We start from the raw sequence: 26,238 nt of genomic DNA on the forward strand, positions 1-26,238 counted from the left end.
CGTGCTCGTCGCCGACGCGGTCGACGGGCCGCGCGACTCGCCCTTTGTCGCGCGCTGCGCGTCGCAGCGCGGCGGCGGCGCGCACGCGCCGCCGCAGGCGCCTTGATCCTATATAGCCAAATTCAGCAGCAACCGCTCTTAAGTGACGGTCCGAAGTGAAGTCAGGGATGGATGACTACAACCGACTTGTCATCGTGACGCTTCGCTCGGGGGAGTGCCTTGCCGTCTGGATCGGTCTCGGCTTCCCAAGCGTGGCAACGGCGAAGTAGCTCGTGGAGCTCGGGGCTGGTCAGCTCGGCTACGGCTTGCCAGCTGATGCCCAGCTGCGGGAGTAGGTCGAATGCGCCATCTGTGGCTGCGATTGCCCAAGCGACCTGGGTCCGGTCGTAGCTCGAGGTGAGCGCGTGGGTTGCGGCGGTTGGGTCGGCTTCCGCTATCCAGAAGCCTCCGGGCTGGTTTCGCTGCCGCCCCTCGGCTCGTTGGAGCTGTTGGAGCAAGTCCCGGTGCTGGTCGTCGTAGCCTGCACCGGTGGAGAGTCGGTTGCGGTATGCGCGGGACTCGGGCAGGTCAATGCGGGTCAATCGGTCATCGATGAGTACATGCTCGCTGCCGTCGAGGGTCCCGACGATGACAGCCGAGTCGCCGAGAACGAGTAGGTCAACGGTGTGGGTGGTGACTCGAACAATGGCAACCGTGCTCGATGGCGAACCACCGGGGACGAGGTGGAGTTGCTCGCTTGTGGCACTGATCGACTGAGCTACCGCCGCCCGGAGGTCGTCGGAGTTGGGCACTCGTTGACGGAGCTGCTTCCCGAGCTCGTCGACGTACTTACCGGCCTGTGGTCTGGTCGGGTCGTGGGCGGTCGCTCCGTCGAGAACGATGACGGTGTTGTCGGTCGTGGTGACGCGATCTTCATCGGACCTGGCCGCAAGCTGCGCTGAATGGGCGATCACTGAGCGGTCCGAGTGGTGTAGGGGCCAGCGACCAATCTGCTCGCGGTGATGGCGAAGTCGCCGTCAAAGTCGCACGCGACAACCCCGCTGGTGAACTCGGCTGAGGGGCTGTAGACGGTGGCGAGGTTCTCGCTCAACCAGTGAGCTACCCCGAGGGAACCGATGCTGGTGATTCCAGCGATGTGGACGATTGCGCGGCCGCGGTCGATTCGCCGGGAGAAGTAGCCGACGTCGGTGCGCTGCTGTGACGGTGACCGGTAGGGCGAGAAATGCCGCTCGCTGGTTCGTTCGTCGGTGATCGACCAACCTTCGTCGGTGCGGTCGAATGCCAAGATCGGATCGTCCGCGAGAAGCATGACCGCGACTGGCGCGGAGACGGGGCCGCAGACGATGACGCAATCCCCCGCCGGCACTTCGGTGCAGTTTGGATCGATGGGGAAGCGGCTGGTGGCAAGCGCGTACTCGGCCAACGTCCGCTCCAGGGATTCCTGTGTCGCCTGGTCGTTGGCATCGTAGAAGGGACGTTCGCGCCCGTCCTCCAGGCCGTACCTGCGGGGGATTCCGATGGCGACTGGGCCGACGCCGAAGAATGCGCGCTGTGCCTTCGGTGCGGCTGATCGGATCTGTGTGATGCGACCACTCGTGATGCCGAGCCGCTCCGCAATCTCGGTGTAGCTCAAGCCATTTCGGTGTGAGATCTCGATGGCTTCCCTGCGGAGCCTCGCCAATTCGGTGGAGCGCTGCTGGTAGGTCGCGATGAGCTCGGTAGCCCGTTGACCACGGCTGATGGGGTCCGGGTCGTTCCGGACCTGCTCGAACTCATCTGCACTCGCCACAGACGTATTTTAGACCCCCTATTGACTCGATGTCGCAGCCGCGCGTACTCTCTGTTTTTAGACCCCTAAAGACGACACGGGATGGCACTGAGCCAGAATTTTAGGGGCATAAAAATCGCCTACTTGGAGGTCCGAGATGATGTCGACATCGGTAGCGGTGGAAGCCAACAACCTTCGTCCGTCGCGTCTCAACGTCGCTGGCTGGTGCATCTACTGCGCCACCCGGAACTGCACTGACGCACGGTGCATCGCCAATCACACCCGTTCGGAGTGGGGCGTGTGCGGCAAGTGCGGTGGCTCGGAATGGGTCGACGGCCACATCGATCCGGAGACGGCTACGCAGCGTTGCGACTGCTTCGGCGGTCTGACCGAGGTCATGGCGCCTGATGCCGAGGTGATCGAGCTGCGGCCGTTCGTCGTGACCTACCCGCCTGGCCCGGTCGCGAAGTCGGGGCTGTGCGCTGTATGCCGCAGCGACCATGCCGCAGATGTAGCCGACCACGCGTTCGAGCCCTCGGAGGAGAGTCGTCGCGTCAATACGGTCGAGCCGTGGGACTACCACGCAGCTGCTCGCCGGGCCAAGGACGAAGCCCGCGCCCGTAACCCCGAGCTGGTGGCCTTCGCCGAGGCCCACCCGAACAACCCGTCTGCCCAGTGGGCCGCCTACGGGGCGCAGTACTGATGAGCGCGACTGTGATTCCCCTGCGCCGCTCGCAGAAGGCAACCCGCCAAGCCCTTCGCCCGCCTCGTACCACCTACGCCGGGGTGTGCATCTGGTGCGCGGAACCCGACTGTGAACACCCGGAGTGTGTTGCCCTGCACGAGATTTCGGAATGGCGGGTGTGCCGGTTCTGTGGTGGCTCCGGGCAAGCATTCAGTAACTCGCTCACTTCGACGGGTGCATGCTCGTGCGCGTTCGGGCTCGCCCTGGTGGCCCCGATGGTCTACCGGTTGCGTCCCTCGCCGGGATCTCGGGGAAGTCGGGAGGTCGGGCACTGGTCCTCGTACTGGGACGCGGAGTTCGACGCCTGCTACCACCAGCCGTTGCGGCCTGCTCGGTTGTCGACGGTCGATCCCGCCCCCGAGTGCATGTCGATCGCCGAACGCGAAGCACTCACCGCAGCCCAGGAGGCCACTGCGCTATGACCGACACCGCCAACACCGTTGTTGCCCTGGACCGGGAAACCGCCGCCGATCGCCACGCTCAGCTCAACTGGGTCGATCTGGCTCAGGACATGGCCGAGAAGCACGGCGTGTGCCGTCGTCCGCTACCGATGTTGAGCACCGATCAGGCCACCGGTGCCACGAAATACGTTGGCACGCCGTGCAAGTCGACCATGGAGTGCGTGTGCCCGGCCTGTGCGGCTCGTGCTCGTGCTCTGCGTATCCAGCAGGCCCACGAGGGCTGGCACATCGAGGAGGAACCCGTGACCGAGAAGAACGAGCCCACCGAGCAGCAGCGGGAGTTGATCGCGGCCCGTGCTCTGATGGTCGGCGAATACGAGTTGGCCAAAGACGCCGACGACGCCGAGGCGATGGACGGCATCCGCGAAGTCGTCGCCGAACTGGACTCCGAACTGCGTGAGTCCGGTATCCGGGGCAAGCAGCCCGACCTCGATCCCGACCCGCGTGAGGTGCGTAAGCGTTCGACCATGCGGCGCCAGGAAACCCCGGACCTGCCGCGTAAGAAGGTCACCAAGACCACCGTGGGCAGGCTGTACGCGGGCAAGTACCGGCCTTCGATGTTCCTGACTCTCACGCTGCCCTCCTACGGGCGGGTCGACTCCGACGGTGCGCCGATCAACCCGGAGACCTACGACTACCGCCAAGCCGCCCGCGACATCATCCACTTCGCCCGCCTCTACGACCGGTTCGTCCAGAACTACCGGCGTGCCTCGGGCCGGGATGTGCAGTACTTCGCCACGGTCGAACCTCAGCGGCGGGGAGCTCCGCATATCCACATGGCTGTGCGTGGCTCCGATCCGCGTGAGCTGATCAAGCAGGTGGCGGCGGCGACCTACAGCCAGGTGTGGTGGCCGCACCATGACAAAGAGGTCTACAGCCCCGACCGGATGCCCTACTGGGACTACGCGCAGGAACGATTCGTGGACCCCGACACCGCCGAGCCCGTCGTTACCTGGGATGAGGCGTTGGACGTGATGGACACCGTGGACGACCTCGAGCCGTCGCACGTGATCCGCTTCGGTGCTCAGATCGATGTGAAGGGCATTCTCGGCGGGACCGAGGAAGCAGCGCGCCACATCGGCTACCTGACCAAGTACCTGACCAAGTCCATCGGGGACGTGATCGAGCCGAAGTCGAACCGCGCCGCCGACCACTACGACCGATTGCACGCGGAGTTGAGCGTGACGCCGTGCTCGCCCTCGTGCGGGCTGTGGTTCCGCTACGGCGTGATCCCCAAGGGCGCGAAGTCGAAGACCGTGCCGGGCGTGTGCAAGGGCAAGGCGCACAAGCGAGCCACGTTGGGGCTGCGTGGTCGTCGGGTGCTGGTCTCGCGCAAATGGACCGGCAAGGACCTGGCCGACCACAAGGCCGATCGAGTCGCCTTCGTCCGGCAACGGCTCATCGATGCCGGGATGACACCCGAGGATGTCTCGCAGGTTCAGATATCACCGGTCGAGCCGGGCGACCCGAACGTGCCTCCTATGGAGCATCTGATCTTGGGAATGGTCTCCCAGAAGATCACACGGCGGGCGGAGTACACCACGGCCATGCTCGCCGCTGCGGAGGAAGGTGTTCCACGTGAAACCGTTGTGCCACAAGAAGATTCGTCAATTGATCAGTCGGCAGCGTAGGGGGTAGGGCAATGGAATTGGTCAAGGGTGGACGCCGGGCGGAATCGGCCACGTACACCGTCGATGAGGTCGCGGTCCTGCTCGGCATCTCGCGTGGCGTGGCGTACCAGTCCGTTCACGACGGGGAGATTCCGGCCAAGCGCATCGGTCGCCGCTGGGTGATCTCGCGAGCGGCGTTCTCGGCCTGGCTCGCCACATCGGACAACCTCCCGAAGGCGGGGTAGAGCAATGGGTTTCGTCAACCAGACCGACACCGGGAGCTGGAAAGCGTTCTGGCGTGAGCCGTCCGGCAAACAGCGGTCCAAGTCGTTCAGGACGAAGAAGGAGGCGACCACCTTCCTCGCTCAGGTCGAACTGTCGAAGTCGAGCGGTACCTACGTCTCGCCGCATGCTGGCAAGGCGTTGTTCGGAGTTCACGCTGAGGAGTGGATGAAGTCGTGGAACACCGAGCGGACTACTCGCGCGCGTGATGAGTCGATCATGCGTACTCACGTGCTGCCCAAGTGGTCGCCCTGGCAGCTCGGGAAGATCGACCACATGTCGGTGCAGACGTGGCTGGGGAAGATCGGCGAGGACCGTTCACGGGCAACGGTCGCCGAAGCGAAGCGATTGATGGCAGGCGTGATGCAGTCCGCGGTGAAGAACAAGCTGATCGGGTCCGACCCGACTGTGGGTGTTCGCATTCCGAAGCGTCGCGAGCGGGACACCGACGAACGCCTGTTGACACGGGAAGAGGTTCGGCAACAGCTCCTCCCGGCGGTTGAACCGCAGCGATACCGGGCGCTCGTGGCATGTGGTGCGTTCGCGGGTCTGCGCTGGGGTGAGGCTGCTGGCCTGTGTGTGGATGCTGTCGATATCGACGCCGGTCTGATCAACGTGATTCGCACCGTGACCGAGGTGGCTGGCCATGTCGAGTTCAAGGCGTTCCCGAAGTCGCGTGCGGGTCGGCGAAGTATCCCGATTCCGGGGTGGTTGGTGAATGACCTTGTCGCTCATATGGAGGATCACGAGCAGGGGCAGAACGGGCTGATCTTCACCAACGAAGTCGGCGGTCCGCTGCGGCGAACCCTGTTCCGGTCTCGGGTGTGGCGTCCTGCGCTGGTTCGCGCCGGGCTGCTCGGTGAAGTGTCCGAGGTCGAAGGCAAGTTCGAGGCGGTGTGGAAGAGCTCGGAGGGTGAGGTCGACTCGGAAGTGTTCAGCAAGTACGACCAGGCCGTCCGGATGGTTGCTCGGTCGGAATCCGGGGGAGTGCGGTTCCACGATCTGCGCGACATGTTCGGAACATGGCTCGCGGATGACGGGGTGCCGCCACACAAGATCGCTGTGGTGATGGGGCACGAGAACGTCGCGACGACGTACCAGCACTACATCCGCAAGACCGACGATCACGATGCTGTTCGGCGCTCGATGGGGGACGAATGAAAGCTGCCGCTGCCTTTTCGCTGCCTCGGCGGGCCTGCTGAGGGTGAATCGTCCCGGACATGCAAAAAGCCTCTGACCAGGAAAACCAGGTCAGAGGCTTTTTGGTGTCTCAACCAACACGTCGGGGTGACAGGATTTGAACCTGCGACCTCTTCGTCCCGAACGAAGCGCGCTACCAAGCTGCGCCACACCCCGTGAGGCGAACCTGAAGTAGCTTACAACGTGGGGCCGTGAAACGTTAAATTGGCTGGTCAGGTGGGGGTTAGTCGAGGGATCTGATGGAGCTGAAGATGCGCTTGGCCTCGGCGGCGTCGATGGCGCCGGGGACGCCGGTGTCGGCGATCATGACCATGACGAAGCTGCCGTCCTTGGCGCCTTTGAAGGCGTAGGTGTAGACGGAGTAGGTGCCGGCGCAGCCGGGTTTGGGGGCGGGGACGGTGCCGGTGGTCTCGGTGAACATGCCCTCGGTTTTGCCGTCGATCGATTTCAGGGGCTGGGCGGGGCCGGGGGTGCCCTTGGAGCCCTGGTACGCGAGGGGGGCGGCCTTGGTGCCGAGTTCGGCGCCCGCCGCGGCGTTGTCGGCGTTCTTGGAGCCGGTGAGCAGCGACATGGTGCGGGTGGAGTTCGGGCAGTAGTCGCGGCCGTCGGAGGCGTAGCCCTTGCCGATCACCGAGTCGCCGGGGGGTTCGCCGACGCCGCCGATGGTGGTTTCGGTGGCGACCTTCCAGCCTGCCGGGACGTCGTAGGCGGCGCCGCGGTCAGGGGAGGCGACCACCTGGTAGCCCTCGATGAGGGGTTTGCGGTTCGACGCGGCGCCCGAAGGGGAGGGGGTGGTGGTGCTGGGTTTGGGCTTGCTCGACGAGGTCGGCGCCGGCGTGGTGGACAGAGCGCTGACCATCGAAGGGGTGGCGCCCGCGGTGGTGGTCGGTGCGTCGTCGCCGCGAGTCAGCGCGACCGCGGTGATCGTGCCGCCGACCAGGAGCAGCGCCGCCACACCCGCCGCAGCCCAGATCGTCGCCTTGTTCCCGGATTTCTGATTCGGCGGGAAGGGCTGGCCGTACGACTGGACGCCTTGGTGATCCAGCGGGGGGATTTCGCCGTATTGCTGAGGTGCCTGCTGCTGCCGGCCCGGTGCGCCGACCCAGGTCGGATCTGCCTGCCCGGCCGGTGTGCCCCACTGCTGCTGACCGGGCGGATTCGCCGGACCGCCCCACTGTTGCTGCGGACCGGCGGGAGCGCCCCACTGCTGACCGGGAGGGGGCTGTTGTCCGGCAGGAGGATTCATGCCCGGCTGCCACTGCTGGTTCGAACCCGGTTGCACGCCAGGGAAATGTGCGCTGGGAGCAACCGGTTCGCCCGCCCCAGGGTGCCACTGCTGACCGGGAGGCTGTTGTCCGGCAGCGGGATTCACCCCGGGCGGCCAAGGCTGATTCGAACCCGGCTGACCCACAGGCGGATTCGCCCCTGGCCAGGGTGTCGGCTGGCGCAGCTGGGTGGGGTCGGCCTGTCCTGGCTGCGGAACCTGCTGTCCCGCAGGAGGGTTACCGGAATCCTGCCAATCCTGTGGACCCGCCGGTGCCCATTGCGTGGGTTCGGGAAGTCCGGGCGGTGGACCGGAGCCGTCCCAGCGCAGGGTCGGAGGGAGGCCGGTGCTGCCCGGCGTCCACACCGCGGTGGGATCAGGTGCGCCCGGATTCGGCTGTTCCGCAGCCGGATCCGGCGAACCGGGCCGCTGCCACTGCTGGTCGGGCTGGTTCGGTGCGCCGGGACCGCCGAATAGGGTCGGGTCGTCGCGCCTGTCGTCGGATCCACTGCTCACGGTCGTCTCCTGATGACACCTCAATGACAATGTCGTTCGGAGCCAGACCCTAGCGGGCTACGGCCTCCGAGGTCGAAATGCCGAAGCCGGTGTCGGCGGACGGCCGCTTGGGCTGGGCGCCGACCAACGTGAGCAGCGTGGCCTCGGGGCGGCAGCAGAAGCGGTAGGGCGCCCACGGTGAGGTGCCGATGCCGGCCGAGACGTGCAGCTGGGTGTGCTCGCCCCACTGGGAGGCGCCCTTCACCCGGGACTTGTCGATGCCGCAGTTGGTGACCAGCGCGCCGTAGCCGGGAACGACCAGCTGTCCACCGTGCGTGTGACCGGCCAGCACCAGGTCGTAGCCGTCTTCGGCGAAGCGGTCGAGCACGCGCGGCTCGGGCGAATGCGTGACACCGATGCTGAGCTGCGCCAGCTGGTTCGGTGCGCCCGCGACCGTGTCGTAGCGATCGCGCTGCAGGTGCGGGTCGTCGACGCCGGCACTGGCGATGCGGATGCCCGCCACTTCGAGGTCGCGGCGGGTGTGGGTCAGATCGAGCCAGCCGCGTTCGGTGAATGCCGCGCGCAGGTCCTTCCACGGCAGCGGATCGCCGTAGACGCGACGGTGATCTTTCTTGAAATACTTCAGCGGATTCTTCGGCACCGGCGCGAAATAGTCATTCGAACCGAACACGAACAAGCCGGGTCGAGCCAGCAGCGCACCGAGGGATTGCACCACCGCGGGCACGGCCTTGGGATGGGAAAGATTGTCGCCGGTATTCACGACCAGGTCGGGTTCGAGGCGGTCGAGTTCGCGCAGCCACTGCTGTTTGAGCTGCTGGCCCGGCATCATGTGCAGGTCGCTGACGTGCAGAATGCGCAACGTCGGCGAACCGGGCGCGAGCACCGGCATCGTGGCTTCGCGCAGGACGAACGCGTTCCGTTCGATCAGCGTGGCGTAGCCGATGCCTGCGACGGCGGCCCCGGCGGCTCCCAACGCGGTTCGGCGGACAGCGGACGTCGAGATAACGGGCATTTGCCCAGCATAGGCGACCCCCTCCCGGATCGGCGCGTGTGTTTCCGCACAAACGGTCTGGAATTTTCGCTGCGACGTAAATGTGATGGGACGGTGCAGAGCGAACGACTACGGTAAACCGCATGTCGGAACTGAAAGCCAAGCTGCGCGCGGATATGACCACCGCGATGAAAGCCAAGGACAAACTGCGTCTCGCGACCCTGCGGATGCTGCTCGCCGCTATCCAGACTTCCGAGGTCTCCGGTACGGAGGCGCACGAACTCTCCGATGCCGATGTCGTGTCGCTGTTGCAGAAGGAAGCGAAGAAGCGCAACGAGGCGGCCGTGATCTACGAGCAGAACGGTCGCGGTGAACTGGCCGCGAACGAGCGCGCCGAGGAACAGATCATCGAGGAGTACCTGCCGACCCAGCTCGACGACGCGGAGGTGGCGCAGGTCGCCGATACCGCGATCGCCCAGGTCGCCGAGCAGCTCGGTGCGCGCCCGGGGATGAAGCAGATGGGCCAGGTCATGAAGGCCGCCACCGCGCTGGCCGACGGCAAGGCCGACGGTTCGCGGCTCTCCGCCGCGGTCAAAGCCCGGCTGTAGAACGAAACAAAGGCCGCCGTCCGAATCGGACGGCGGCCTTTGTCGTGTGACTAGCGCGGCACCGGGATGGGGATCGGTGGCAGGCGCGGAATCTGCGGCAGCCCCGGAATCACCGGTGCGGGCGCGGCGGGCGGCGGAGTCGTCGGCGCGGGCACCCGGACGGTGCCGTCACTGATGTAGATCGTGACCACCGAGCCCGGAATGGCCGACCCGTTCGGCGAACTGCCCATCACCGTGCCCTTGGCCTGCGAACCGGCGCCCGTCACCGCGGAGACCTGGAAGCCGGCGCCGGACAGGATCGAGGTGGCCTCGCCCTGCGACTTGCCCGCCACATCGGGGACCTGGGAGTTGTTCGCGCCGCGGACGTACTTGTCGTCCACCGGCGGCAGACCCGGCGGTGGGAACCGGTCCATCAACGGCTTGATGGCGTTGAACCAGGTGCGGGCCGGTTCGTTACCGCCGAACAGGCCGGAGGCATCGCTGGCGCCGCAGTTGCGCAGTGGGAACGAGCAGATCTCGCCGGGGGTCGGGCTGTCGCCGTAGACGTAGACCGACGATGCCAGCGCGTTGGTGAAGCCGAGGAACGCCGAGGAGCGGTGGCTCTCGGTGGTGCCCGTCTTACCCGACATCGGTGCCGACCACCCGGCCGCGCGCGCGGCGCCCGCGGCGGTACCGCTGACGTCGTCCTTGCTCATCGCGTTGGCGAGGGTGTTGGCCAGACCCGGGTCGACCACCTGCTCACAGGCCTGCTGGGTGAGCGGAACGGTCTTGCCGCTGCGGTCGACGACCTCCTTGATCGGCGAGGGCGGGCACCACTTGCCGCCCGAGCCGAGCGTGGCGGCCACGTTCGTCAGTTCGAGCGGGTTGATCGCGAACGGGCCGAGGGTGAACGAGCCCATGTTGTTGTTCTTAATGTGGTCGGCCAGGCTCGAGTTGCCGTGCCCGGAGGTGCCGGGGTTGGTGTAGGCCCGCATGCCCAAGCGCACGGCCATGTCCACCGCGGCCGAGACGCCGACGTCCTGGATCATCTTCACGAAGGTGGTGTTGGGCGAGGTCGCGAGCGCGTCGGTCACCGACATCGACCCGGGGTAGTTGCCCGCGTTCTTGACACACCACGAGTCGGCCGGGCAGCCCGGCGAGTTCGAGTAGCCCATGCCCCTGGCGGCGTAGGTGCCGGGGACATCCACCTGGGCGGCGATGCCGAGGCCCTTCTCCATCGCGGCGGCGGTGGTGAAGAGCTTGAAGATCGAGCCCGCGCCGTCACCGGCCATCGAGTACGGCTGGCCGAGCAGCGTCTCGTTGGCGTCGCGGTTGAGGCCGTACGTGCGGCTCGACGCCATCGCGAGGACGGGGTGCGAATCCTGACCGGGCGCGACCACCGACATGACCTCGGCGATGTTGTCGAGGTTGGGGTCGGCCTGCTCGTTCACCGAACGCTTCACCGATTCCTGCAGCACCGGATCGAGCGTGGTCTTGATCAGGTACCCGCCCTTGTCGATCTGCTCGCGACTGATCCCGGCCTCGGCCAGGTACTGCAGCGCGTAGTCGCAGAAGAAGCCCTTGTCGTTGGCGGAGATGCACCCGCGCGGCAGGCCCTTGGGCTCGGGCAGCACGCCGAGCGGTTCGGCCTTGGCCTTGCGGAACTCCTCGGCGCGGTGCGGGATGTTCTGGATCAGTGTGTCGAGCACGGTGTTGCGGCGGTCGGTGACGCCGGCCACGTTGGTGTAGGGGTTCAGCTTGGAGCTGGACTGCACCATGCCCGCCAGCATCGCCGACTGGGTGATGCTGAGCTGGGACGCGTCGATGCCGAAGTAGGTCTGCGCGGCGTCCTGGATGCCGTAGGAACCGTTGCCGAAGGGCACCAGGTTCAGGTAGCGGGTGAGGATCTCGTCCTTGGACAGCTCGCGGTCCAGCGTGAGCGCCATCCGGATCTCGCGCAGCTTGCGCGCCGGTGTCGTCTCGATCGCGGCGCGACGTTCGGCGTCGGTCTTGGCGACCACCAGCAGGTTGAAGTTCTTCACGTACTGCTGGTCCAGCGTCGACGCGCCCTGCTGCACGGCGCCGGAGGAGGTGTTGGTGAGGAACGCGCGCAGCGTGCCCTGCCAGTCCACGCCCTTGTGGTCGGCGAAGCGCTTGTCCTCGATGGACACGATCGCCAGCTTCATGTTGTTGGAGATCTTGTCGCTCGGCACTTCGAAGCGGCGTTGTTCGTAGAGCCACGCCAGCGGCGACCCGTTCGCGTCGACCATCGTCGACACGGCGGGGACCGTGCCCTCCACCAGTTCGGCGGAGACATTGTCGACGGCGTCGGCGGCGCGGTTGGAGATGAACCCGAATCCACCGGCCAAGGGGAACAACAGCCCAGCGACAAGCACGGCGGCCAGCGCGCAGCTGCCGGCCAGCCTCGCGAGCGTTTGAGTGATCGGCACGATCCCAGACTAGAGGGTGGGGTGGTGAGGTTCACGGCTGTGCTGCTCGACGGGGAATGTCCGGGCGGTGCCAGGGGGGTTGCTCGGGCGTGTCAACAAAATGATCACATCGGCGTGTCGCGACCGGCCACGCCGGTGATCAGCACTACTGCGCGGTTCTGACCCGATTTGAATGGACGCCCGTACCAAAAAATCGGGGGGCGGTCTTGCGTAACCGCCATACCTTTACCTAGATTGAGAACCCAGTGTGATAGAGCTAACACTCAAAGTGGAATGTGGTGCGGGCCGCAGCGGTAGTTGGGTTGCTGTGATCCGCGCTCGCGATTCTGGAGCGCCGCACAACGGTGTTCGGACTGCAAAGGGGCACATCAAATGCACATCACAACCCCCATCGCTCGACTGGATGTAGAGCAGGCCGAGGCAAGGATCGCTTGGGTTGCCCAGGCGCGATGCAAGGAAGTGGACCCTGATCAGCTGTTCGTTCGCGGTGCGGCCCAGCGCAAGGCGGCAACGATCTGCCGTCACTGCCCGGTGCTGATGCAGTGTGGTGCCGACGCCCTCGACAATCGCGTCGAGTTCGGAGTGTGGGGCGGGATGACCGAGCGGCAGCGGCGTGCGCTGCTCAAACAGCATCCCGACGTGACGTCGTGGGCTGAATTCTTCAACGCCCAGCGGCAGCACCAGGTGGCTATCTAGCAGACGAGACCGGACCGTTATCACAAACGGCGCCGAGACCGCGTGGTTTGCGGAATCGGCGCCGTTGGTGAGTGTTACCGGATTGTGAGCTATAGCGGATTTGTCTGAATCGATCAGGCCGAAGCCGGGGTGCCGGTCAGCTGATCGCCGACGGCGCGCAGTGCTTCGAGATCGGAGACCTCGAAGGGCAGCGCGGTCACCGAGACGATCTTCACCCGCGGATGCGCACCGGTGAAGCGGTGCAGCAGCCGCCGCTCCCGCGCCGCCGTCGACACCCGATCGGCGTGGATGCGCAGCACCGACGCGGTCAGCGGGTTCGAGTCGGCCAGCTGGTCGGCGGCAGTCTGCGCGTGGTCGCCGGACAGCTCCGACAACGCGGGATGCGTCCGGTTCAGCACCAGACCGGCCAGCGGCATCTTCTCGGTCGACAACCGGTCGACGAAGAACGACGCCTCGCGCAACGCGTCCGGCTCGGGCGCGGCGACAACCAGGAAGTGGGTGCCGGGCTTGGACAGCATCGCGAAGGTGCGCTCGGCCCGGTCCTGGAACCCACCGAACAGCGATTCCAGCGACTGCAGGAACGTCGAGGCGTCCTTGAGCATCTGCCCGCCGACAATCGTCGACACCCCGCGCATCGCCAGGCTCATCGCCCCGGTGACGATCCGGCCGACACCGCGACCCGGCGCCATGATCAACCGGATCATCTTGCCGTTGAGGAACGTGCCGAGCCGCTTGGGCGCATCGAGGAAATCGAGCGCGTTACGCGAAGGGGGAGTGTCGACCACGATCAGGTCCCACTCCTTGCGCGCGGCCAGCTGGCCGAGCTTCTCCATCGCCATGTACTCCTGCGTGCCACCGAACGACGACGCCACCGTCTGATAGATCGGGTTGGCGAAGATCTGCTCGGCCTTGTCCGCGCTGGTGTGCTCGAGCACCATGTCGTCGAAGGTGCGGCGCATGTTCAGCATCATCGCGTGCAGCTCACCGGGTACTTCGGGACCGAGCTCCACGCGCTGCGGAGTGTTGTCCAGTTCGGCCACGCCCAGCGACTGCGCCAGCCTGCGCGCCGGATCGATGGTCAGCACCACCACCTTGCGACCCGATTCGGCCGCACGCAGCGCGATCGAGGCCGCGGTGGTGGTCTTGCCGACGCCGCCGGACCCGCAGCACACGATCACGCGGGCACTCGGGTCAGCGATGATCTGCGAGACATCCAGCGCGGGCGGGGTGGAAACGTGCTCGCTCATCGGACTCCCTGCGCGGATAGCTGTTCGGCCAGTTCGTAGAGGCCACCCAGGTCGATGCCGTCGCCGAGGGCGGGCAGGGACAGCTGGGGGACGTCGATCTGCGCCAGTTCGGCGGCACTCGCGTTCTGCGCGGTCAGCACAATCGCATGGTCGACCGTTTCGGCGATCAGGCCGTCGAACTCCGATTCGGACAGGGTGATGCCGGCCTTCGCCAGATCGGCGGCGATCGCGGTGGTGTCGAGTTCGCCCGCCACGGCCGCGTCGCGCTGAGCCGGGGTGAGTTCGGCGGTGGCCGCCCGGTTGACGATCACCGTGCCGATCCGCAGATCGTCGGCGGTGAGTTCGGCGATCGCGTCGGCGGTCTCCTGCACCGGCAGCGCCTCGAGCAGCGTCACCAGGTGGATCATCGTCTGATCGGAGTGCAGCAGGTTGGACACGCCCTCGGCCTGCGAGGCGATCGGACCGCCCTTGGCGATCTCGGCCATGGCCGTGGTGACGTCGAGGAAGCCGGCGATCCGGCCGGTCGGCGGCGCGTCGACGACGATGTCGTCATAGGCGGGCCTGCCGTCCTTGCCGACCCTGACCACGCACTCTTTGATCTTGCCGGTGAGGATCACGTCGCGCAGACCGGGCGCGATCGTGGTGACGAACTCGATGGCGCCCATCCGGCGCATCGCCCGTCCCGCGAAGCCGAGGTTGTAGAACATGTCGAGGTATTCGAGGAACGCGTACTCGATGTCCAGTGCCAGCGCCGTCACCTCGCCACCGCCGTCGGCGCTGGCGATATGGGTCTCGGTGGGTGGCAACGGCGGCCGATCGAACAATTGCGCGATCGACTGGCGACTCTCGACCTCGACCAGCAGCACTTTGCGTCCCCCTGCGGCGAGCGCGAGTGCGAGTGCGGCCGAAACGGTCGACTTGCCGGTGCCTCCCTTGCCGGTCACGTAGTGCAAGCGGGCCTTGGCCGCGCGCTGTGGCCATCCGGTCGACGGTTCGGGAACCGACGAAACCGGCTCTGCTGTTGGTGCTCCCACGTCGCCGAGCCTATAACCCGTTTCTCCCAGGCGTTCGGGGTGAGCCCTAAACTCACACCATGAGTGAAGTCACCCTGTGGGAGTACGCGACCGTGCCGCTGTTGACGCACGCGACGAAGCAGATCCTCGACCAGTGGGGGTCCGACGGCTGGGAGCTGGTCTCGGTGCTGCCCGGACCGACCGGCGAACAGCACGTTGCCTACCTGAAGCGGCAGAAGTAGCCGTGGCCACCGCGTGGAAGGACGCGCTCGACCGGCTCGGTGTCACGCTGCCGCCGGTCGCCGCTCCCGTCGCGGCCTACATCCCCGCCGTGCGCACCGGCTCGCTGGTGTACACCTCCGGCCAGCTGCCCTTCGTCGACGGTGAATTGTCGGCGGTCGGCAAGGTCGGGGCCGAGGTGGATGTGGAGCAGGCCAAGGAGGCCGCTCGGCTGTGCGCGTTGAACGCGCTCGCGGCCGTGCACGATCTGGTCGGGCTCGACCAGGTGGTGCGGATCGTGAAGGTCGTCGGATTCGTCGCCTCGGCGCCCGGATTCAGCGATCAGCCGATCGTGATCAACGGTGCGTCGGAGTTCCTCGGTGAGGTGTTCGGTGAGGCGGGCGTGCACGCGCGCTCGGCCGTCGGCGTCTCGGAACTGCCCAAGAACACGCCCGTCGAGGTGGAATTGATCGTCGAGGTCGGATAGGCAGCCGTCATGGCACTGGAACATCCCGCGTACAGCCAGGTCAGGCCGGTCACCCCGACGGCATCGGTACTACTGGCCGACAACCCCAATCAAATGACGCTCGACGGCACCAACACCTGGCTGCTGCGTGGCCCGGACAGCGATTCCTATGTGGTCGTCGATCCGGGACCGAAGGACAAGAAACACACCGCCGACATCGTCGAGGCCACCGGCGGCCGGATCGCGTTGACCCTGATCACCCATCACCATCACGATCACACCGGCGGCATCGATCACCTGGTGAAAGCCACCGGGACGCCGGTGCGATCGGTGGATCCGGCGTATCTGCGCGGTGCGGTCGTGCCGCTGGTCGACGGCGAGGTGATCGAGGCCGCGGGCGTGCGCATCACGGTGCTCGGTACGCCGGGGCACACCACCGATTCGGTGAGCCTGCTGCTCGACGACGCGGTGCTCACCGGTGACACGGTTCTCGGCCGCGGCACCACAGTGCTCGAATCCGCGCCGGGCGCGCTGGCGAATTTCCTCGCGTCGCTGGAAAAGCTGCGTGAGCTGGGCGCGGGTAAGGCATTGCTGCCCGCGCACGGGCCCGACCACCCGGATGCGGCGCCGGTGGCGCAGTACTACCTCGACCACCGGCGTGAGCGGCTCGATCAGGTGCGGGCCGCGCTGGTGGAACTGGGTTCCGACGCGGGCGCTCTCGCCGTGGTCCGCAAGGTGTACGCCGACGTGGACAAACGGCTGTGGCCCGCCGCGCGCAGTTCCGTGCAGGCGCAGCTGGAATATCTGCGGGCCGAACAGAACTGAACAACGCTCGATCGCCGACGCGCTCGCCGTGTCGGCGATTGAGTGATGTCCGGCCTAGGACGGCCGATGTCCCGGCACAACGAAACCGCGGTGGTGTGGACGAGGCCCTCTCCTCGTGAGCCCACACGCATCAACGGTCCCGTCGTACCGGGACGGCAGGTGTTCGAACGTCAGCGAGCGCGACGCGCCAGACGCTCGGAATCCGAGATCAGCACGCTCTTGCCCTCGAGGCGCAGCCACCCGCGATGAGCGAAGTCGGCGAGCGCCTTGTTGACGGTTTCCCGGGAAGCGCCGACCAGCTGGGCGATCTCTTCCTGGGTCAGGTCGTGGGTCACGCGCAGCGCGCCCGCTTCCTGGGTGCCGAAGCGCTGTGCGAGCTGCAGCAGCGCCTTGGCGACGCGACCTGGCACGTCGGTGAAGATCAGGTCGGCGAGGTTGTTGTTGGTGCGGCGAAGGCGTCGTGCCAGCACGCGCAGCAGCTGCTCAGCGATCTCAGGGCGCTGATCGATCCACGACTTGAGTGCGTCGCGGTCCATCGTCACGGCGCGGACCTCGGTGACCGTGGTTGCGGTCGAGGTACGCGGGCCCGGGTCGAAGATCGACAGTTCACCGAACATGTCGGACGGACCCATGATGGTCAGCAGGTTCTCCCTGCCGTCCGGGGACCGTCGGCCGATCTTCACCTTGCCCGTCGTGATGATGTACAGCCGATCGCCGGGTTCGCCCTCGTTGAAGATGACGTGGCCGCGCGGAAAATCTACGGGCTGCAGCTGCTTGGCGAGCGCGGCCACCGCGGTGGGCTCGACGCCTTGGAAGATGCCTGCTCTGGCGAGGGCCTCGTCCACGAATGTGCTCCTTATGGGATATGGCTTGCGAACCTGGTCGAGCGAATCGACCAACCGCGCAGTCTACGCGGCATTCCGGCACCGCAGTGACAGACACCACGTAAAGAGTGGATTGCGCGTTGAGAATCGATCGTTTAGCTCGCCCGTGCGACATCCAATTCGGAGGTACGGGAACGGCGCTTGCGCACGCGCGCCACGGCGGCGGGCAGGCCGAGCTTCGTCAGCTCTTTCACTTCGGCGTTGCTGGCGTTGTCCAGGTACTGCTGAACCTCTTCGTCGGGTTCGAGAAGCTTTCGGAGCCGATTCTCGACCCGCTCCATCCCCAGCGCGAACAGCATCAACAGCACTGGGAAGAGCACCACAGCGAGTCCTTGCATGACTGGCAGTAAACACGGTCCAGGTCTCAGATGGAACACAGCGGGCAAACTGGCCGGGCAATGTTGTCGTAGTGGTTCCGTATGGTGAAGCGGTGCCCGTTTCCCCTGCCCCCGCCGCCGCCGGCGATGCCGATCCGGCAGCGGATTCGGCTGCCGTACCCACCGGCATCTCGGCCGCCCGCAAGCGCAAGAACCGTGCGATAGCTGCGGAAACGCGGATCGGACTGGTCCGGCGCGCCCGCCGGATGAACCGCACGCTCGCCGCGGCGTTCCCCGACGCGCACTGCGAGCTCGACTTCACCACTCCGCTCGAACTCGCCGTCGCGACGATCCTGTCCGCCCAGTGCACCGACGTCCGGGTGAACCTCACCACTCCGGCCCTGTTCGCGAAGTACCGCAGTGCCTACGACTACGCGCAGGCCAACCGGGTGGAGCTGGAGGAATACATCAGGCCCACCGGCTTCTACCGGAACAAGACCAGTTCCCTGATCGGCCTCGGCCAGGCGCTGGTCGAGAAATTCGACGGTGAATTGCCTCACACTCTGGACGAATTGGTGAAATTGCCCGGGATCGGGCGCAAGACGGCCAACGTCATCCTCGGCAACGCGTTCGATGTGCCGGGTATCACCGTCGACACCCACTTCGGCCGGTTGGTGCGCCGCTGGAAGTGGACCGACGAGGAGGATCCGGTCAAGGTCGAGCACGCGGTCGGCGCGCTGTTCGAGCGCAAGGACTGGACGATGCTCTCGCACCGGGTGATCTTCGAGGGGCGTCGGGTGTGCCATGCGCGCAAGCCGGCCTGCGGCGCGTGCGTGCTCGCCGACGACTGCCCGTCGTTCGGGCTCGGCCCGACCGACCCGGTGGTGGCCGCGCAGTTGGTGAAGGGCCCGGAGCGCGATCACCTGCTGAACATGGTCGGCCTGTGAGCGAAGCCTCGCTGCTGCGGCGGCCCGCCTTGCGCTGGGTGCTCGCCGCGGTGATCTTGGTCGTGGCCGCCACGGTGGCGCTGTGGCCGCGTGAGGGTTCCGAGACCACCGGCATCGATTCGCAGACATCGCGACAGACGTCGGGCGTGTCGGCCGAGGAACGAGCGGCGGCGGGGTCCCTACCCTGTCCGTCGCCCGCGTCCGCGTCGGCGACCGGGTCGGGGCCGCTGGCCGGTCTCCAGGTGAGCTGTCTGGCGGATGGCAAGCCCGTCGATCTCGCCGCGGCGCTGGCCGGAAAGCCCGCACTGCTCAACCTGTGGGCCTACTGGTGTGGACCCTGCGCCACCGAGCTGCCACATCTGCAGGAATTCGCGCAGCGGGCGGGCTCGGCACTCACGGTCATGACCGTGCACAGCGATCCCGACGAGGCGAAGGCACTGTCTCGGCTGACCGGACTCGGCATCACCCTGCCCGGCGTCGAGGATCCGCAGGCCGCCGTGCGCAGTGCGGTCGGTGCGCCCGCGGTGCTGCCCGTCTCGGTGCTCGTGCGGGCCGACGGCACCATCGCGAGCGTGGAGGTGCGTACGTTTGCCGACGTGGCCGACATCGCGGATACGGTATCCGCGAAGCTCGGGGTCACGGTATGACAGAGGACGTAATAGTGGCGTGCGGATCGAAGGCGATGGCGTGAACGATGTAGCGAGGCTCGACGATTCCGGCGTTCCCTCGTGGTTGCGCACCGCGATCAGATCCGGCGGCCCCGACGCCGACGACACGCTCGCTACTTCCCGCGCCCTGCGCCGGGCCATGTCGATCACCGGCAGACCACGCCAGGCCGCTGTCCTCGTGCTGTTCGGCGGCTCGCCCGACGCTGACGAATCAGCGCCCGGCGGCCTGCCCGCCGACGCCGACGTCCTGCTCACTCAACGTGCCTCGACCATGCGCCAGCACCGCGGCCAGATCGCGTTCCCCGGCGGCGCCGAGGACCCCGGCGACGACGGCCCGGTCGGCACTGCCCTCCGCGAGGCCGCGGAGGAAACCGGACTCGATCCGGCAGGTGTCCAGCCGTTCGCGCTGCTGCCGAAACTGTTCGTTCCGCCGTCGAAATTCGACGTGACCCCGGTGCTCGGCTACTGGCGGGCACCCAGCGAGGTCCGCGTCGTCGATCAGGGCGAAACCGAGCGTGTCGTGCGTGTGCCGCTCACCGAATTGCTCGATCCGGCACACAGATTCATGGTGCGTGGCAGTCTCGGCTACCAGAGCCCCGCGTTCCAGGTCGACGGCATGCTGGTGTGGGGACTCACCGGCGGTATTCTCGCCGGCATCATCAAATCCGCTGGGTGGGAACGAAACTGGGATCGGGGCGACGTGCGTGACCTGGAGAGCTCGCTGGCTGCGGTCGGAATGACCCTGTGACCGCCTCGGTATGGCTCGACATCGCGGTGGTGCTGATCGCGCTGGTCGCGGCGTCCACCGGCTGGCGGCAAGGCGCGGTGGCGTCGGCGCTGGCGTTCTTCGGCGTCGCGCTGGGCGCTGTCGCGGGCATCCTGATCGCACCGCACATCCTCAAACACCTCAGTGAGGGCCGCAGTCGAGTACTCGGCGGCATCCTGCTGATCGTGTTGCTGGTGATCGTCGGTGAGGTCGCGGGCATGGTGCTCGGCCGGGCCGCGCGCACCAGCATCCGCCAGCCGGTCGCGCGCAGTGTGGACAGTGTCGTCGGCGCGGTCTTGCAGGCGGTGACCGTGCTGGTCGCGGCGTGGCTGCTCGCCTTGCCGCTGGCCACCGCGTCCCAGCCCGCTGTCGCCGCCGCGATCAACGGGTCGAAGGTGCTCGCCGACGTCAACTCGGTCGCGCCGGACTGGTTGCGCAAGGTTCCCAACGAATTCTCCAAGCTGCTCGACACGTCGGGGTTGCCCGATGTGATCGGCCCGTTCGGCCGAGCGCCGATCGCCGCCGTCGAACCGCCGGATCCCTCGGTGCTGGCGAGCCCGGTAGCGGCGTCGCTGCAGCAGAGCGTGCTGCGCATCCGCGGCACCGCACCCAGCTGCCAGCGGGCGCTCGAAGGTTCCGGCTTCATCGTCGCGCCGGAACGCGTGATGACCAACGCGCACGTCGTCGCGGGCACCAACACCGTGTCGGTCGACACCGCGCGCGGTGCGCTCGACGCCACCGTGGTCCTGTTCGACCCGTCCAAGGACATCGCCGTCCTCGCCGTCCCCGGCCTGACCGCACCCGCGCTGCCCCAGGCCCCCGAGCCCGCGAGTTCGGGCGAGAGCGCGATCGTGCTCGGTTATCCCGGTGGTGGCCCGTACACGGCCAGCGCGGCCCGGGTCCGCGAGACCCTCGACCTCACCGGCCCGACCATCCACCGCGACGGCACCGTCGAACGTGAGGTCTACACCGTGCGCGGCCAGGTCCGCGCAGGCAACTCCGGCGGCCCGCTGGTCGACGCCGAGGGCCAGCTCCTCGGCGTGGTCTTCGGCGCGGCAGTCACCGACGACGACACCGGCTACGTCCTCACCCTGCACGAGGTCGCGTCCGAATTGGCCGCGGCCGCCCCGAGCAGCGCTCCGGTCAACACGGGCGCCTGCGTACTGAGCTGATCACCCAGTCCCGGAGCAGGTAACCCCTATGTCGTCGCCCCCGCATACACCTCGGCTCCAGTAGCCCCAGTATGTCTGTACCCAAAGGGGGCTCAAGGGCCCCGCTCGAGCGCGCCAGCGCTCCGAGATCACGGCGAAACCAAGTCGTCGTGGGGCGACCCGTTGACACCGTTCTGCTCGCGCCAGTGCGTGGTCAGCGCCTCGTTGACCTTGCTGGGGTTCTCCTGATGCGCGTAATGCCCGGCACGCGGAATCGACACCAGCGTCCGATGGGGCGATAACGACTCCCCGCGCTGGAAGGTGGCGTCGAGCAGGTAGGAGTCCTGCTCGCCACGCAGCATCAGCACCGGGATGTCGATCGGGGTGCGCATCGTGGCCATGAACCGCTTACCGTCCGGCCGCCACTGGCTGCGAAACGCCCAGCGCTGATATTCGAGCGCGCTGTGCGCGGCCCCTGGTATCCGGATGGCATGCCGCATCCGTGACGCGGTCTCGACGAATTCCGCACTGCGCGACCAGGATTCACCGACCCGATCGTGCAGCAGCCGCTCCACCTCGGCGCCGTCGCGTCGGGTGAGCAGGTTTTCCGGATAGCGCGGCAGCTGGTACCGCAGGAAATCGGGCAGCCAGGTCGCCCGTTGCGCCGGATCGCGCAGCACAGCGCTCTTGAGTGCGGCGGGATGCGGCGAGCTCACCAGCGCGATCGAGCGGACCAGTCGCGGATGCAGCACCGCGGTGGCCCAGCAGACCAGTCCGCCTTCGGCGTGGCCGACGAGCGTGGCCTCGGTGTGCCCGAGCGCGCGGATCAGGCCGGCGATGTCGCCGGCGAGGGTCCAGCCGTCGTAGCCACGCGGTGGTTTGTCGGTATCGCCGTAGCCGCGCAGATCGACGGCGACGGTGCGATACCCGTGGCCGGACAGCGCGGTCAGCTGATGCCGCCACGACCACCAGAAATCGGCGAAGCCGTGCAGCAGCAGCACCAGGGGCGCCTCGGAGCGGTCCGAACCGTCGGCTTCGGCGACAACTGCTTCGACGACGTGGAATCTGATTCCGTTGGCGTGCACGTCCCGGTGGGTCCACGGTCCGTCGAAACGGACGCTGGAGGGATCCGGGAATGAGTTGGACGACACGCCGATCGAGCCTAGTGGGCGGGTCCGGCTGTTGCGACCGGGCCCGCCCGGCGCGTCATCGGTTGCTCGACTTCTCCAGCGAAGTGGCGCCCGCACCACGTGATCCGATGGCCGCGTGCGCGTCGGCCCCGTCGCGGTGGGTGAACGCGGCGGGCAGCACCTCGGCGGCCTGCTTGAGCGACCCGATCGTCTTCTCCGGCGCGCGCACCTTCCGTACCTTGAGCCAGCCGAGCAAGGCCAGCAGGACAGTGGTGAGCACCATCAGCAAGAACACGATCAGGAACGCGGCCCAGCGCCACAGCCACATGTCGAGCAGCTCGGCCAGGAAGAAGAAGAAAAAGAACGAGCTGAACAGCAGCACTGTCAGCGCGAGGATGAAGAAGACGCTGCCGGTGAGGCCCTTCTTGATCTCACCGGTGACCTCGGCCTTGGCCAGCGCCACCTCGGCGCGCACCAGTGTCGACATCTGTTCGGTGGCATCGCGCACGAGGCTGCCGATGCTCGCCGATCCGGGCGGATTGGCGTCGGTCAACGGGATCGAAGTGACCGTCCGACCGTCATTTCCGCCTTGGGTGTAACTCACTTCGTCGACCCTTCTCCCTGTGGTAACTGGTTTGCATCGCGGCGCGCCTGGTGCACACGTCCTCGGCGCAACAGTAGCGCCGATCCGATCAGCGATGCTGCCATCGAGGTCACCAGAACGGCGGCCTTGGCAAGATCGATGGCATCGTCGCCCACGTCGGCGAGCGCGAGTTCCGCCACGAGAAGGCTAACGGTGAACCCGATCGCGCCGAGTACCGACAGGGCGAACATGTCGCGATACTCCAGTCCGGCTGGGCGTTTCGCCCAGCCGAGCTTGATGACGACCCAGCTCACGCCGAAGATTCCGATGGTTTTGCCGAGCAAGAGGCCGAGGATGATCGCCAGCGCGAGCCGGTCGGTGAACAGCGATCCGAACACCGCGCTGTTGAGCGGCACACCGGAGGCGAACAGCGCGAACACCGGTACACAGAACCCGGCCGAGATCGGTTGCACCACATGCTCGAGGTGCGTCGCGGGCGCGATCCGCTCGCCGGGATCCTTGCGCACTCTGGTGAGCAGCCCGAGTGCGACGCCGGCCAGCGTCGGATGGATCCCCGCCTCGTGCAGCGCGTACCAGCACACCAGCGCGACCGGAATGTAGAACAGCGGCGTGTGCAGGCGCAGCTTCTGGGCCAGCGCCCACACCCCGCAGCAGGCGAGGGCGGCGACCAGCCACAGCAGCGACAGCGAGGCGGTGAACAGCACCGCGATGAGCACGATGGCGAGCAGATCGTCGACCACGGCCAGGCTCAGCAGGAACACCCGCGCGCTGGTGGGGATCCGCGAGCCGGTCATCGCGAGGATCGCGAGGGCGAACGCGATGTCGGTGGCGACGGGGATGGCCCAGCCGTTGTCCATGCCGGGCACGCCGTGGCCCACGACCAGCGCGATCACGGCCGGGGTGATCACACCGCCCACCGCGGCGATGATCGGCAGCGCGGCCCGTTTCGGGTCGCGTAGCTCGCCGACGGCGAATTCGCGTTTGAGCTCGAGCCCGGCGACGAAGAAGAAGATCGCGAGCAGCCCGTCCTTGGACCAGTCGGCCAGGGTGAGGTCGAGGTGCAGCGCGGGAATGTCGAGGTGGGTGTCGATCATCGTCTGATAGCTCGCGCCCCACGGCGAGTTCACCCAGATCAGGGCAACCGCGGCGGCCACCAGGAGCAGCGCACCGCCGACGGTTTCGGTGCGGAGATAGCGGGTGAGCTCGGAGCGGACGCGCGTGATCAAGGGCAAGCCTTCCGGCAGGGGTCGACTGAACTGCGGACGCTCATCGACTCGGATTCACGACCGCATGCCGACCAGACTTCCCGGCACACCTCTACGCGATCTTAACGGACCCGGCCGGTGACATCCGATGTCACCGGCCGGTACGCGTCAGTTGCTCCCGGTGCGAATGGCCTCGAAAACGCCCGGATCGACCAGCGTGGAGGTGTCGCCGAGCTCGCGTCCCTCGGCGACATCGCGCAGCAGCCTGCGCATGATCTTGCCGCTGCGCGTCTTGGGCAGCTCCGGCACGATGTGGATCTCGCGTGGCCGCGCGATCGGGCTGATCTCCTTGGACACCTGCGCCTTCAGTTCCGTGACGAGTTCGGGCCCCGCCGATGCCGCGGCCTCGCCGGTGAGGATCACGAACGCGACGATCCCCTGCCCGGTGGTCGCGTCGGTGGCGCCGACCACCGCGGCCTCGGCGACGGCCGGGTGCCCGACGAGCGCGGATTCGACCTCGGCGGTGGAGATGCGGTGTCCGGAGACGTTCATGACGTCGTCGACCCGGCCGAGTACCCACAGGTCGCCGTCGGCGTCGAGCTTGGCGCCGTCGCCCGCGAAGTACCACCCCTGCTCGGCGTAGCGCTCCCAGTAGGTGGCGCGGTAGCGATCCATATCGCCCCAGATGCCGCGCAGCATCGACGGCCACGGCTTGTCCAGCACGAGGTACCCGTTGGCCTCGGTCTCCCCGAGCTGCACCGGCTTGCCCTCTTCGTCGACGACCGTCGCGGAGATGCCGGGCAGCGGGCCCATCGCGGCGCCCGGTTTGGCCGCGGTGACGCCGGGCAGTGGCGCGATCATGATGGCGCCGGTTTCGGTCTGCCACCAGGTGTCGACGATCGGAGTCGTGTTCGCGCCGAATACCTCTCGGTACCAGCGCCATGCTTCGGGGTTGATGGGTTCGCCGACGGAGCCGAGCAGTCGCAGGGTGCTCAGGTCGTGGGCGTCGGGGATCTCACGGCCCCATTTCATGAACGTGCGGATCAGGGTGGGTGCGGTGTAATAGATGGTGACGCCGTACTTCTCGATGATCTGGAAGTGGCGGTGTTCGTCGGGGGAGTTGGGGGTGCCTTCGTAGACGACCTGGGTGGCGCGGTTGGCGAGGGGTCCGTAGACGATGTAGCTGTGTCCGGTGACCCAGCCGATGTCGGCGGTGCACCAGTAGATGTCGTGTCCGGCTTTGTGGTCGAAGACGTTGTGGTGGGTGTAGGCGGTTTGGGTGAGGTATCCGCCGGTGGTGTGCAGGATGCCCTTGGGTTTTCCGGTGGTGCCGGAGGTATAGAGGATGAACAGCGGGTGCTCGGCGGGGAAGGCCTGTGCTTCGTGGGAAGGCGAAGCGGCGGCGACGGTTTCGTGCCACCACAGATCGCGCCCGTCGGTCCACGGCACCTCCGTGCCGACCCGGCGCACCACCAGCACGTGCTCCACCGACGACGGCACGTCACCCTTGGCGGCCAGCGCCTCGTCGACGGCTTCCTTGAGCGGTGCGGGCTTGCCGCGACGCCACTGCCCGTCGGTGGTGATGATCAATCGAGCCTCGGCGTCGTCGACCCGCTGACGCAGCGCGCTCGGCGAGAATCCCGCGAACACCACCGAGTGTGTGAGCCCCAGCCGCGCGCACGCCAGCATCGACACGATCGCCTCGGGCACCATCGGCATGTAGATGGCGACGCGATCGCCTGCCGCCAGTCCGAGCTCGGTCAGATAGTTCGCCGCTCGCGAGACCTCCTCCAGGAGCTCGCGGTAGGTGATGTCGCGCGAGTCGCCGGGTTCGCCCTCCCAGTGGATAGCGACCTGGTCGCCGTGTCCGTCGATGACGTGGCGGTCGACGCAGTTGTAGGCGACATTGAGCTCGCCGTCGCCGAACCAGCGCGCGACCGGCGCGTCGGTCCAGTCGAGTACCTCGGTGAAGGGTTTGTGCCAGTGCAGCCGATTGGCCTGTTCGGCCCAGAAGCCGTCGCGGTCGGTCTCGCCACGGTCGTAGAGTGTGGCGTCCGCGTTGGCGGCGGCGGCGAATTCCGCACTGGGCGGAAACGAGTCCTGGTGTCCTGCAGCAGTTTCGGTCACGTCGGTTCAGCCTCACATGCCTGGTGCGGTCGGGTCGGTCGCCGGGGTGCGGCCCAGCTGTCTAGACAGTAGCCAACAGACCCGCGACGGCGCGTCCCG

At 67.0% G+C, this 26,238-nt stretch carries 27 protein-coding genes and 1 tRNA gene; 14 read left to right on the top strand and 14 right to left on the bottom strand.

All coding sequences use genetic code 11. From position 1 onward, the window contains the following. Nucleotides 1-161: 161 nt before the first annotated feature. Both ACFVJ5_RS11275 and ACFVJ5_RS11280 read right to left on the bottom strand, forming a co-directional pair. Complete coding sequence (locus tag ACFVJ5_RS11275) at nucleotides 162-953, bottom strand: hypothetical protein (protein WP_379219901.1); 792 nt, start codon at nucleotides 951-953, stop codon at nucleotides 162-164. Then, a complete protein-coding gene (locus tag ACFVJ5_RS11280) occupies nucleotides 950-1,789 on the bottom strand; it encodes a sigma factor-like helix-turn-helix DNA-binding protein (RefSeq protein ID WP_357216838.1) in 840 nt (279 codons plus the stop codon). Before ACFVJ5_RS11280 ends, ACFVJ5_RS11275 begins: the two co-directional genes overlap by 4 nt. A gap of 277 nt (nucleotides 1,790-2,066) precedes the next feature. Between ACFVJ5_RS11280 and ACFVJ5_RS11285 the strand changes: the two genes are divergently transcribed. From ACFVJ5_RS11285 to ACFVJ5_RS11305, 5 genes are read left to right on the top strand one after another with little or no spacing between them, the layout of a single operon-like run. Beyond that, entirely contained in the window at nucleotides 2,067-2,471 is a 405-nt protein-coding gene (locus tag ACFVJ5_RS11285) for a hypothetical protein (protein ID WP_379219902.1), read from the top strand. Further along, nucleotides 2,471-2,935: a hypothetical protein gene (locus ACFVJ5_RS11290; RefSeq protein WP_379219903.1), complete on the top strand. Its 465-nt coding sequence runs from the start codon at nucleotides 2,471-2,473 to the stop codon at nucleotides 2,933-2,935. Before ACFVJ5_RS11285 ends, ACFVJ5_RS11290 begins: the two co-directional genes overlap by 1 nt. Continuing rightward, nucleotides 2,932-4,605: a replication initiator gene (locus ACFVJ5_RS11295; protein WP_379219904.1), complete on the top strand. Its 1,674-nt coding sequence runs from the start codon at nucleotides 2,932-2,934 to the stop codon at nucleotides 4,603-4,605. The genes ACFVJ5_RS11290 and ACFVJ5_RS11295 overlap by 4 nt, the downstream gene beginning before the upstream one ends. An 11-nt stretch (nucleotides 4,606-4,616) precedes the next feature. Further along, nucleotides 4,617-4,829, top strand: coding sequence for a helix-turn-helix domain-containing protein (locus tag ACFVJ5_RS11300; RefSeq protein WP_379219905.1), 213 nt, complete (start codon nucleotides 4,617-4,619; stop codon nucleotides 4,827-4,829). A gap of 4 nt (nucleotides 4,830-4,833) precedes the next feature. Beyond that, nucleotides 4,834-6,027: a tyrosine-type recombinase/integrase gene (locus tag ACFVJ5_RS11305; RefSeq protein WP_379219906.1), complete on the top strand. Its 1,194-nt coding sequence runs from the start codon at nucleotides 4,834-4,836 to the stop codon at nucleotides 6,025-6,027. A 121-nt stretch (nucleotides 6,028-6,148) separates the two neighbouring features. On the opposite strand, the gene ACFVJ5_RS11310 is transcribed toward ACFVJ5_RS11305, so the two are convergent. From ACFVJ5_RS11310 to ACFVJ5_RS11320, 3 genes are all read right to left on the bottom strand, one after another. Then, nucleotides 6,149-6,222, bottom strand: a tRNA-Pro gene (locus ACFVJ5_RS11310). Between the two features lie 67 nt (nucleotides 6,223-6,289). Beyond that, entirely contained in the window at nucleotides 6,290-7,846 is a 1,557-nt protein-coding gene (locus ACFVJ5_RS11315; RefSeq protein WP_379219907.1) for a hypothetical protein, read from the bottom strand. Between the two features lie 49 nt (nucleotides 7,847-7,895). Then, the gene (locus ACFVJ5_RS11320) at nucleotides 7,896-8,858 is read right to left on the bottom strand and encodes a metallophosphoesterase (protein WP_101464816.1); all 963 of its coding nucleotides are present in this window, start codon (nucleotides 8,856-8,858) and stop codon (nucleotides 7,896-7,898) included. Nucleotides 8,859-8,980: 122 nt separating this feature from the next. Between ACFVJ5_RS11320 and ACFVJ5_RS11325 the strand changes: the two genes are divergently transcribed. Continuing rightward, nucleotides 8,981-9,445: a GatB/YqeY domain-containing protein gene (locus ACFVJ5_RS11325; RefSeq protein ID WP_379219908.1), complete on the top strand. Its 465-nt coding sequence runs from the start codon at nucleotides 8,981-8,983 to the stop codon at nucleotides 9,443-9,445. Between the two features lie 50 nt (nucleotides 9,446-9,495). Here ACFVJ5_RS11325 and ACFVJ5_RS11330 read toward each other — a convergent pair whose 3' ends face one another. Continuing rightward, on the bottom strand, nucleotides 9,496-11,874 hold the full coding sequence (locus ACFVJ5_RS11330; protein ID WP_379219909.1) for a penicillin-binding protein: 2,379 nt from the start codon (nucleotides 11,872-11,874) through the stop codon (nucleotides 9,496-9,498). Between the two features lie 372 nt (nucleotides 11,875-12,246). On the opposite strand from ACFVJ5_RS11330, the gene ACFVJ5_RS11335 reads away from it, so the two are divergent. Continuing rightward, nucleotides 12,247-12,570: a WhiB family transcriptional regulator gene (locus ACFVJ5_RS11335; protein ID WP_056821932.1), complete on the top strand. Its 324-nt coding sequence runs from the start codon at nucleotides 12,247-12,249 to the stop codon at nucleotides 12,568-12,570. Between the two features lie 113 nt (nucleotides 12,571-12,683). Here the strand turns inward: ACFVJ5_RS11335 and ACFVJ5_RS11340 are convergent, their stop codons facing one another. Both ACFVJ5_RS11340 and ACFVJ5_RS11345 read right to left on the bottom strand, forming a co-directional pair. After that, nucleotides 12,684-13,817 carry an ArsA family ATPase gene (locus ACFVJ5_RS11340; RefSeq protein WP_379219910.1) on the bottom strand — a complete coding sequence of 378 codons (1,134 nt, stop codon included), beginning with the start codon at nucleotides 13,815-13,817 and terminating at the stop codon, nucleotides 12,684-12,686. Then, the gene (locus ACFVJ5_RS11345) at nucleotides 13,814-14,851 is read right to left on the bottom strand and encodes an ArsA family ATPase (RefSeq protein WP_379219911.1); all 1,038 of its coding nucleotides are present in this window, start codon (nucleotides 14,849-14,851) and stop codon (nucleotides 13,814-13,816) included. Before ACFVJ5_RS11345 ends, ACFVJ5_RS11340 begins: the two co-directional genes overlap by 4 nt. Nucleotides 14,852-14,910: 59 nt before the next feature. Between ACFVJ5_RS11345 and ACFVJ5_RS11350 the strand changes: the two genes are divergently transcribed. The 3 genes from ACFVJ5_RS11350 to ACFVJ5_RS11360 are packed head-to-tail and all read left to right on the top strand — an operon-like array spanning nucleotide 14,911 to nucleotide 16,340. Further along, nucleotides 14,911-15,072 carry a DUF4177 domain-containing protein gene (locus ACFVJ5_RS11350; protein WP_101464811.1) on the top strand — a complete coding sequence of 54 codons (162 nt, stop codon included), beginning with the start codon at nucleotides 14,911-14,913 and terminating at the stop codon, nucleotides 15,070-15,072. A 2-nt stretch (nucleotides 15,073-15,074) separates the two neighbouring features. Next, a complete protein-coding gene (locus ACFVJ5_RS11355; RefSeq protein WP_211300352.1) occupies nucleotides 15,075-15,536 on the top strand; it encodes a RidA family protein in 462 nt (153 codons plus the stop codon). Nucleotides 15,537-15,545: 9 nt separating this feature from the next. Then, entirely contained in the window at nucleotides 15,546-16,340 is a 795-nt protein-coding gene (locus tag ACFVJ5_RS11360) for an MBL fold metallo-hydrolase (RefSeq protein WP_379219912.1), read from the top strand. A 170-nt stretch (nucleotides 16,341-16,510) separates the two neighbouring features. Here ACFVJ5_RS11360 and ACFVJ5_RS11365 read toward each other — a convergent pair whose 3' ends face one another. Then, nucleotides 16,511-17,185 carry a Crp/Fnr family transcriptional regulator gene (locus ACFVJ5_RS11365; protein ID WP_040703546.1) on the bottom strand — a complete coding sequence of 225 codons (675 nt, stop codon included), beginning with the start codon at nucleotides 17,183-17,185 and terminating at the stop codon, nucleotides 16,511-16,513. A gap of 134 nt (nucleotides 17,186-17,319) precedes the next feature. After that, a complete protein-coding gene (locus tag ACFVJ5_RS11370; RefSeq protein ID WP_056821920.1) occupies nucleotides 17,320-17,562 on the bottom strand; it encodes a hypothetical protein in 243 nt (80 codons plus the stop codon). A gap of 245 nt (nucleotides 17,563-17,807) precedes the next feature. On the opposite strand from ACFVJ5_RS11370, the gene nth reads away from it, so the two are divergent. From nth to ACFVJ5_RS11390, 4 genes are read left to right on the top strand one after another with little or no spacing between them, the layout of a single operon-like run. Continuing rightward, nucleotides 17,808-18,488: an endonuclease III gene (gene nth / locus ACFVJ5_RS11375; protein ID WP_379220608.1), complete on the top strand. Its 681-nt coding sequence runs from the start codon at nucleotides 17,808-17,810 to the stop codon at nucleotides 18,486-18,488. Beyond that, entirely contained in the window at nucleotides 18,485-19,135 is a 651-nt protein-coding gene (locus ACFVJ5_RS11380) for a TlpA family protein disulfide reductase (protein WP_379219913.1), read from the top strand. The genes nth and ACFVJ5_RS11380 overlap by 4 nt, the downstream gene beginning before the upstream one ends. A gap of 40 nt (nucleotides 19,136-19,175) precedes the next feature. Further along, nucleotides 19,176-19,904, top strand: a complete 729-nt coding sequence (locus tag ACFVJ5_RS11385; RefSeq protein WP_379219914.1) for an NUDIX hydrolase — start codon at nucleotides 19,176-19,178, stop codon at nucleotides 19,902-19,904. Then, nucleotides 19,901-21,094: a MarP family serine protease gene (locus ACFVJ5_RS11390; RefSeq protein WP_379219915.1), complete on the top strand. Its 1,194-nt coding sequence runs from the start codon at nucleotides 19,901-19,903 to the stop codon at nucleotides 21,092-21,094. Before ACFVJ5_RS11385 ends, ACFVJ5_RS11390 begins: the two co-directional genes overlap by 4 nt. Nucleotides 21,095-21,222: 128 nt before the next feature. Here the strand turns inward: ACFVJ5_RS11390 and ACFVJ5_RS11395 are convergent, their stop codons facing one another. The 4 genes from ACFVJ5_RS11395 to acs all read right to left on the bottom strand — a co-directional run bounded on the left by ACFVJ5_RS11395 (nucleotide 21,223) and on the right by acs (nucleotide 26,139). Beyond that, complete coding sequence (locus tag ACFVJ5_RS11395) at nucleotides 21,223-22,224, bottom strand: alpha/beta fold hydrolase (protein ID WP_379219916.1); 1,002 nt, start codon at nucleotides 22,222-22,224, stop codon at nucleotides 21,223-21,225. A gap of 55 nt (nucleotides 22,225-22,279) precedes the next feature. Continuing rightward, nucleotides 22,280-22,807, bottom strand: coding sequence for a phage holin family protein (locus tag ACFVJ5_RS11400; RefSeq protein ID WP_379219917.1), 528 nt, complete (start codon nucleotides 22,805-22,807; stop codon nucleotides 22,280-22,282). Next, the gene (nhaA, locus tag ACFVJ5_RS11405; RefSeq protein WP_379219918.1) at nucleotides 22,804-24,033 is read right to left on the bottom strand and encodes a Na+/H+ antiporter NhaA; all 1,230 of its coding nucleotides are present in this window, start codon (nucleotides 24,031-24,033) and stop codon (nucleotides 22,804-22,806) included. Before nhaA ends, ACFVJ5_RS11400 begins: the two co-directional genes overlap by 4 nt. A 147-nt stretch (nucleotides 24,034-24,180) precedes the next feature. Continuing rightward, nucleotides 24,181-26,139, bottom strand: a complete 1,959-nt coding sequence (acs, locus tag ACFVJ5_RS11410) for an acetate--CoA ligase (RefSeq protein WP_379219919.1) — start codon at nucleotides 26,137-26,139, stop codon at nucleotides 24,181-24,183. Between the last annotated feature and the right edge of the window lie 99 nt (nucleotides 26,140-26,238).

It is taken from the genome of Nocardia sp. NPDC127606 (assembly GCF_042671725.1).
GTDB lineage: Bacteria > Actinomycetota > Actinomycetes > Mycobacteriales > Mycobacteriaceae > Nocardia.

What these genes read in the sequence shown, in the direction of transcription:
- ACFVJ5_RS11290 (WP_379219903.1), top strand. Translation starts at nt 2,471, where the DNA reads ATGAGCGCGACTGTGATTCCCCTGCGCCGCTCGCAGAAGGCAACCCGC.
- ACFVJ5_RS11295 (WP_379219904.1), top strand. Translation starts at nt 2,932, where the DNA reads ATGACCGACACCGCCAACACCGTTGTTGCCCTGGACCGGGAAACCGCC.
- ACFVJ5_RS11300 (WP_379219905.1), top strand. Translation starts at nt 4,617, where the DNA reads ATGGAATTGGTCAAGGGTGGACGCCGGGCGGAATCGGCCACGTACACC.
- ACFVJ5_RS11305 (WP_379219906.1), top strand. Translation starts at nt 4,834, where the DNA reads ATGGGTTTCGTCAACCAGACCGACACCGGGAGCTGGAAAGCGTTCTGG.
- ACFVJ5_RS11320 (WP_101464816.1), bottom strand. Translation starts at nt 8,858, where the DNA reads ATGCCCGTTATCTCGACGTCCGCTGTCCGCCGAACCGCGTTGGGAGCC.
- ACFVJ5_RS11325 (WP_379219908.1), top strand. Translation starts at nt 8,981, where the DNA reads ATGTCGGAACTGAAAGCCAAGCTGCGCGCGGATATGACCACCGCGATG.
- ACFVJ5_RS11335 (WP_056821932.1), top strand. Translation starts at nt 12,247, where the DNA reads ATGCACATCACAACCCCCATCGCTCGACTGGATGTAGAGCAGGCCGAG.
- ACFVJ5_RS11340 (WP_379219910.1), bottom strand. Translation starts at nt 13,817, where the DNA reads ATGAGCGAGCACGTTTCCACCCCGCCCGCGCTGGATGTCTCGCAGATC.
- ACFVJ5_RS11350 (WP_101464811.1), top strand. Translation starts at nt 14,911, where the DNA reads ATGAGTGAAGTCACCCTGTGGGAGTACGCGACCGTGCCGCTGTTGACG.
- ACFVJ5_RS11360 (WP_379219912.1), top strand. Translation starts at nt 15,546, where the DNA reads ATGGCACTGGAACATCCCGCGTACAGCCAGGTCAGGCCGGTCACCCCG.
- ACFVJ5_RS11370 (WP_056821920.1), bottom strand. Translation starts at nt 17,562, where the DNA reads ATGCAAGGACTCGCTGTGGTGCTCTTCCCAGTGCTGTTGATGCTGTTC.
- nth (WP_379220608.1), top strand. Translation starts at nt 17,808, where the DNA reads ATGAACCGCACGCTCGCCGCGGCGTTCCCCGACGCGCACTGCGAGCTC.